This window comes from Lysobacter enzymogenes (genome assembly GCF_017168095.1).
GTDB classification, from domain to species: Bacteria; Pseudomonadota; Gammaproteobacteria; order Xanthomonadales; family Xanthomonadaceae; genus Lysobacter; species Lysobacter enzymogenes_D.
The window spans coordinates 1-6,560 of the sequence record NZ_LXSD01000138.1; the positions used below are offsets into that span (position 1 = coordinate 1).

At 72.0% G+C, this 6,560-nt stretch carries 5 protein-coding genes; 1 reads left to right on the plus strand and 4 read right to left on the minus strand.

Annotation, left to right across the window (positions count from 1 at the left end):
• Nucleotides 1–99: 99 nt before the first annotated feature.
• The 4 genes from A7A76_RS03890 to A7A76_RS03905 all read right to left on the minus strand — a co-directional run bounded on the left by A7A76_RS03890 (nucleotide 100) and on the right by A7A76_RS03905 (nucleotide 3,095).
• On the minus strand, nucleotides 100–762 hold the full coding sequence (locus tag A7A76_RS03890) for an MlaC/ttg2D family ABC transporter substrate-binding protein (RefSeq protein WP_206409963.1): 663 nt from the start codon (nucleotides 760–762) through the stop codon (nucleotides 100–102).
• Nucleotides 759–1,328 (minus strand): outer membrane lipid asymmetry maintenance protein MlaD, encoded by a 570-nt coding sequence (mlaD, locus tag A7A76_RS03895; protein ID WP_206409964.1) that lies wholly within the window; start codon nucleotides 1,326–1,328, stop codon nucleotides 759–761. Before mlaD ends, A7A76_RS03890 begins: the two co-directional genes overlap by 4 nt.
• 226 nt (nucleotides 1,329–1,554) lie before the next feature.
• Nucleotides 1,555–2,304, minus strand: a complete 750-nt coding sequence (locus A7A76_RS03900) for an MlaE family lipid ABC transporter permease subunit (protein WP_206409965.1) — start codon at nucleotides 2,302–2,304, stop codon at nucleotides 1,555–1,557.
• On the minus strand, nucleotides 2,304–3,095 hold the full coding sequence (locus A7A76_RS03905; protein WP_206409966.1) for an ABC transporter ATP-binding protein: 792 nt from the start codon (nucleotides 3,093–3,095) through the stop codon (nucleotides 2,304–2,306). The genes A7A76_RS03900 and A7A76_RS03905 overlap by 1 nt, the downstream gene beginning before the upstream one ends.
• Nucleotides 3,096–3,504: 409 nt before the next feature.
• Here A7A76_RS03905 and recC point away from each other — a divergent pair.
• The coding region (gene recC / locus A7A76_RS03910; RefSeq protein WP_206409967.1) for an exodeoxyribonuclease V subunit gamma at nucleotides 3,505–6,560 on the plus strand (3,056 nt) is incomplete at its 3' end.

The window sequence follows — 6,560 nt, forward strand, 5'->3', positions numbered from 1 at the left end:
ACAGCGCGGCCGCGGCCGCGCGGTCGAGCGTGCCGGCGAACGCCAGCGTCTCGCCGTCGCGGCGCACGCTGGCCGCCGCGCCGACCGGGCGCGCTGCGCTCACTTGTTGCCGCTCGCCTGCGCCTGCAGCCTGCCGGCCTTGATGTCGGCGGCGACCTGGGCGATCGACTTCTGGCTCAGCGGCGCGTCGAACTGGTTGCGGAAGGTCTGCACGAAGCTGACGCCTTCCACCATCACGTCGAACACCTTCCACTGGTTGCCGCTCTTGCGCAGCAGGTAGTCCACCGGCACCGGCTCGCCGCCCTGGCGCAGGAACTCGCTCGACACCTTGACGATGGCGCCGCCGCGCAGCGGGGTTTCCGACTTGATCCGCACCTGCAGGCGGGTGTTGAAGTCGAGCAGGGCCGAACCGTAGCGCTGCATCAGGCTGCTGGTCAGCGCGTCGGCGAAGTTGGCCACGTCGGCGTCGGCCGCGCCGCGGCCGTGGGTGCCCAGGACCAGGCGCGCGGCGTAGTCGCGGTCGAACAGCTGGTTGAACTCGGTGGTGACGAACTGGCTCAGCGCGGCGCGGTTCTTGCTGAACTCGGCGCGGCGCGATTCCAGGGTCGACAGGATGCGGGTGGTGTTGCTCAGCACCATCGCGCTGGGCGTGCCGGCGGCCGGCGCCGTGCCGGGAGCGGCGGTGGCCTGGGCCAGGGCCAGGGACGGCGCGCCGGCGAGCAGGGCGCAGGCGAGGAGGGAGGCGGTCAGGATGCGCTTCATGGCTTGCTCTCGCTGGAGGGGGCGGTTTGCTCGCCCTTGAGGTAATCGGGAACGTCGTTGGCGGCCGGCTTGGCGGCATCGCCGCCGGCGTTGCCACCGCCTTGTGCGCCACCGCCGCTGAACATGTACTTGCCGACCAGCTGGATCAGGTCGATGGCCGGCTGGGTCAGGTAGATCTCGTCGCCCGGCTTGAGGTCGTCCGGGTCGCCGCCCGGGGTCAGGCCGATATAGCTTTCGCCGAGCAACCCGCTGGTGAAGATGCCGGCCGAGGTGTCGGCGGAGAGCTTGTTGTAGCGCTTGTCGATGGCCAGGGTGACCACCGAGGCGTAGCTCTTCGGGTCCAGCGAGATGTCGGCGACCTGGCCGACGTTGACGCCGCCGATCTTCACCGGCGCGTTCGGGCGCAGCGCGCCGATGCTGGTGAACTTGGCGGTGACCTCGTAGCTGTCGCGGCCGAAGCCGAACTTGCCGTTGGTGGAGGCGATCGCCAACACCAGCAGCGAGGCCAGGGCGAGCAGCAGGAACGCGCCGACGGCGAATTCGATGCGGGGACTGCGGACGGACATGGGCACCACCTTGGGGATAAAGCCCGCGCGGTTCAACGCGGCTGGGGAAACAGTCTGTGTACGGAAGGTTTGTCTGTTGTCGCGACAGCGAACTGCGAAAAGCCCCTCTCCCGCGAGCGGGAGAGGGGTTGGGGTGAGGGGCGCGCGCTACGCGGCTGCGATCACCTTGCTTGCCCTCATCCGCCCTTCGGGCACCTTCTCCCGCCAGCGGGAGAAGGAACAGCGATTACTTGAACAAGAACGCCGACATCACGAAATTGAACATCAGCACCAGCAGCGACGCGTTGACCACCGCCTGCGTGGTCGCCACCGAGGTGCCCTCGATGGTCGGCTCGGCGTGGTAGCCCACGTAGGCCGCCACCAGCGCCGCGGTGCCGCCGAACACGGCCGACTTCACGAACGCCATGAGGAAGTCGTCGAAGAAATCCACGCTGTCCTTGAGCACCTGCCAGAAGATCCCGGGCTCCAGGCCGATCACGTGCACCGACTCGAAGTAGCTCGCGCTGATCGCCAGGCTGCAGAAAAAACCGGTCAGCAGCGGCACGCACAGCACCGCCGCCCAGAACCGCGGCGCCACCGCCTTGCCGACCGGGTCGATCGCCATCAGGCCCAGCGCGGTGATCTGGTCGGTCGCGCGCATCAGCCCCAGTTCGGCGGCGATCGAGCTGCCGGCGCGGCCGATGAACAGCAGCGCGGTCAGCACCGGGCCGAGCTCGCGGTACAGGCCCAGGCCGAGCATGGCGCTGACCTGGTTGGCCGCGCCGTAGGTGTCGAGCGCGCGGTAGCCCAGCAAGGTCACCGACAAGCCCACGAACGCGCCGCCAACGGCGATGATCGGCAGCGAACGCGCGCCGATCTTGTAGATCTCGCGGATCAGCTCGCGGAAAAAGTCGGCCGTGGGTCTGGACGCCCGGAACACCGACAGCGAGAACAGGCCGGCGCGGCCCAGCGAGCGGACGACATCGAACAACGCCATTACGCGGCCTCCGAAGTGCGCGGGGCGGCGTCGAAGCCGATCGGGCCGTCGGGCTCGCCGCGCAGGAACTGGCGCACCAAGGGGTCGTCGCTGCGCTCCAGCTCGGCCGGGGTGCCGGAGAAGACGATGCCGCCGTTGGCGATGACGATGGCGTGGTCGGCCACCGGCAGGGTTTCGTGGACGTGGTGGGTGACCACGATGCTGGTCAGGCCGAGGGTGTCGTTGAGCCGGCGGACCAGGCTCATGACCACGCCCGAGGCGATCGGGTCCAGGCCGGTCAGCGGCTCGTCGTAGATCATCAGCGGCGGGTCCAGCGCCAGCGCGCGCGCCAGCGCCACGCGCCGGGCCATGCCGCCGGAGAGCTCGCGCGGGTAGGCGTCGGCGGCCGCGCTCAGGCCCACGGCGTGCAGCTTCATCAGCACCAGGCGGCGGATCAGCGGGTTCGGCAGCTTGGTGTGGGCGCGCAGCGGCAGGGCCACGTTCTCGGCCGCGGTAAGGTCGGTCAGCAGGCCGTTGCCTTGCAGCAGCACGCCGATGCCCTTGCGCAGCTCCAGCAGCTCGCGCGGGTTCTGCGGCACCGGCTGGCCGAACACTTCGACCGTGCCCGAGGCCGGCGCCAGTTCGCCGGTCAGCGCCGACAGCAGGGTCGACTTGCCGCTGCCGGACGGGCCGAGCACGGCGACGATGCTGCCGCGCGGCACGCTCAGATTGATCCCGCGCAGCACGCTGCGGCCGCCGCGATCCAGGCGCAGGTCGGTCAGGCGGACGATGGGCGTCGAAGTCGTCGTCATGCGGGGGCGGCTATCCGGTGAGAGCGAGCTGGCCAGCAAGCAGGCAGGCGGGGGGCTGCAAAACGGCGCAGCTTGGCCCAGCCAGCCTGAACGGGGATGGAGCGTGGGACATTGTCGCAGCTTAGCCGGCCGCGGGCGCCGCTGCCGGCGTGCGGCTTGTTCGACCGGATCCTGAGCCGGCCGCGCGGCGCGATCCAGCCGCATTGGAGCCTTCGCCGATTAAAGCCCGATTAAAACGGTTTTGAGCGCCGGCGCCGCAACCACCGGAGCAACGCATCGTCGCGCACGGCCGCAGCGCAGCCTAAGCCCTCGCCGATGCGCACTGGGTAACAGCGCGTAACCCGCGCCGCGCGCAAACGCCCGCTGCGCTGCGCGCGCGCAGCGCCGGCGTGCGGCAAGATGGCGCCCTATGCCCGCGCGTCCCGATTTCCGTCTCTACCATTCCAATGCGCTGGACGTGCTGGCCGGACTGCTCGCGCAGGAACTGCGCACGCCGGCGCCCGGGCAGCCGTTGCTGGCGCCGGACACCATCCTGATCCCGCAGGTGGCGATGCGCCGCTGGCTGCAGGCGACCCTGGCGCAGGCGCACGGCATCGCCGCCAATCTGGAGTTCCTGACCCCGGGCGAATTCGTCCAGCGCGCGCTCGCGGCCAATGTGGCCGGCGGCGAGGACGACCTCGACGCCGCCGCGCTGCGCTGGCGGCTGTACGCGCAACTGGCGCAGCCGGCGCAACTGCGCGAGCCGGCGCTGGCGCCGCTGCGCGCCTACCTCGGCGGCGACGACCCGATCAAAGCCTGGTCGCTGGCCGGCGAACTGGCCGGCCTGTTCGAGAAATACCAGGCCTGGCGCCGCGACTGGCTGCTGGCCTGGGACGCCGGCCACGAACGCCACGACCCGCAGGCCGCGCTGTGGCGCAAGGTCGCCGGCGGCCGCCGCTACCGCGCGCGCCGCATCGACGACTACCTGCAGCGCTTCGGCGGCGACGGCGAACGCGACGACGCGCCGCGCGGCCTGCCGCCGCGGCTGTTCGCCTTCGCCACCCTCAACATCTCGCCCGATGTGCTGCGGGTGATCGCCACCCAGGCCCGCGCCGGCACCCTGCATTTCTACCTGCCCACGCCGACGCGCAAGTACTGGGGCGACCTGGGCACCCTGGCCGAGCGTCTGCGCCAGGGCGAGACGGCCGCGTTCGGCGAAGACGACAACCCGCTGCTGCAGGCCTGGGGCGCGGCCGGCCGCGATTTCATGGCGGTGCTGGGCGGCTACGAAGTGGTGCATCCCTCCGGCGAGATCGCCGCCTACGCCGACCCGGAAGAAAGCCGCTTCGACGACCCCGCGCGCGACAGCCTGCTGCAGCGCCTGCAACGCGACCTGCTGCACCGGCGCGCGCTGCCGGCGCAGCCGTGGCGCGGCGAGCTCGACCGCCTCGACGCCAGCGTGCAGGTCCACGCCTGCCACACCCGCCTGCGCGAAGTGCAGGTGCTGCACGATCAACTGCAGGGCCTGCTCGATCCGCAATCAGAGCAAGGCCGCCGCTTCGACCCGCCGCTGCAGCCGCGCGACATCGCCGTGCTCGCGCCCGACATCGATCCCTACGCGCCGCACATCGCCGCGGTATTCGGCGGCCTCGCCGGGCGGCCGGGCTTCATTCCGTATGCGCTGGCCGACGTCAGCCCGCTCGCCGCCGAGCCGCTGGCCGAAGTGTTCCTGCGCTTGCTGGCGTTGCCGGTGTCGCGCTTCGGCCTCAGCGAAATCCTCGACCTGCTGGCGACGCCGGCGATCGCCGAACAGGCCGGCCTCGACGGCGACGGCCTGGAGCGCCTGCGCGTGTGGCTGGGCGAAGCCGGCGCGCGCTGGGGCATCGACGCGGCCCATCGCGGCCGCCACGACGCGCCCGGCGACGACGCCTACACCTGGGCGTTCGCGCTCGACCGCCTGCTGATCGGCCACGCCGCCGGCGACAGCGACGACGAGGGCGGCCACATGGTCGCCGGCATCGCGCCGTACGCCGAACTCGAAGGCGCCGCGCTCGACGCGCTCGATGCGCTGATCCGCCTGCTGCGCGTGCTGGCGCGGTTCGAACGCGGCCTCGCCGCCGAGCTGACGCCCGCGCAGTGGTCCGAGCGCCTGCTCGGGCTGTTGCGCGCGCTGCTGCCCGAGCGCCCGCGCGACAGCGGCGACCAGCGCACGCTCGAACGCCTGCGCAGCCTGGTCGAGAGTTTCGCCGGCGACGCCGCCGCGGCCGGTTTCGACGGTGCGGTCGCGCCGGAGGTGGTGCGTTCGCATTTCCGCGCCGCGCTGGCCGAGGCCGACACGCGCGCGCCGCTGCTGACCGGCGGGGTCAGCTTCGGCCGCATGGTGCCGATGCGGCTGATTCCGTTCCGGGTGATCTGCCTGCTCGGCATGAACGATGGCGACTACCCGCGGCGCGACCCGTCCGGCGGCCTCAACCGCCTCGCCGCCGAACTCGGGACCGGCGCGCGCCGCCACGGCGACCGTTCGCTGCGCGACGACGACCGCTTCTTGTTCCTGCAATTGTTCGGCGCCGCGTCCGACGCGTTCTATCTGAGTTACCTCGGCGCCGATCCGCGCGACGGCAGCTCGCGCGAACCTTCGCCGCTGGTGTCAGAGCTACTCGATGCGATCGCGCGCTACCACGCCGACCCGGCCCAGGTGCGCAAGCAGTTCGTGGTGCGCCAGCCCTTGCAGCCGTTCGCGCCGGCCGCGTTCGGCGGCGACGGCGCCGACGCCGCGGAGCCGCGTCGCTTCAGCTACCGCAGCGAATGGCGGCCAGCGGCGGACGCCGGCGCCGGCCGCCGCGGCGAGCTGGGCCCGTGGCTCGACGAACCGTTGCCGCCGCTGCAATCCGACGCCGGCGAGCGCAGCCTGAACTACCAGGACCTGCGTAGCTTCCTGCGCGATCCGCCGACCGCGTTCCTGCGCCAGCGCCTGGGCCTGCGCCTGCCCGAGGAAATCGACAGCGCCGAAGACGTCGAGCCGCTGGTGCTGCCGGGCCGCGGCTTGTTCCGACAGCAATTGCAGCGCGCCGTGTTCGACGACCTGCTCGCCGCCGACGGCGCGGTCGATCGCGAACGCCTGCAGGCCTCGCTGCGCGCGCGCGCGCTGCTGCCGTCGGGGCCGCTGGGCCGGCGCCAGCTCGATGCCTTGCTGAGCCAGGTGCGGCCTTACGCCGATGCGTTCGCGCGCTGGCGCGGCGGCGCGGCGCAGACGCTGCCGTTCGAACTTGAGGTGGACGGCACGCGCCTGCTCGGCCGGCTCGACGAGCTGTATCCCAGCGGCCTGGCGCGGCTGCGCTTCGACACGCTGCATGGACCTGCGCAAATCGCCCACGGCCTGGACTGGCTGGTGTTGTCGGCGCTCGGCGACGCGCGCCCGCTGGCGCAGTTCGCCCAGACCGGCGACGGCCCCGGCCCGCACCTGCGCGCCGCGCTACCGCCGCCGCG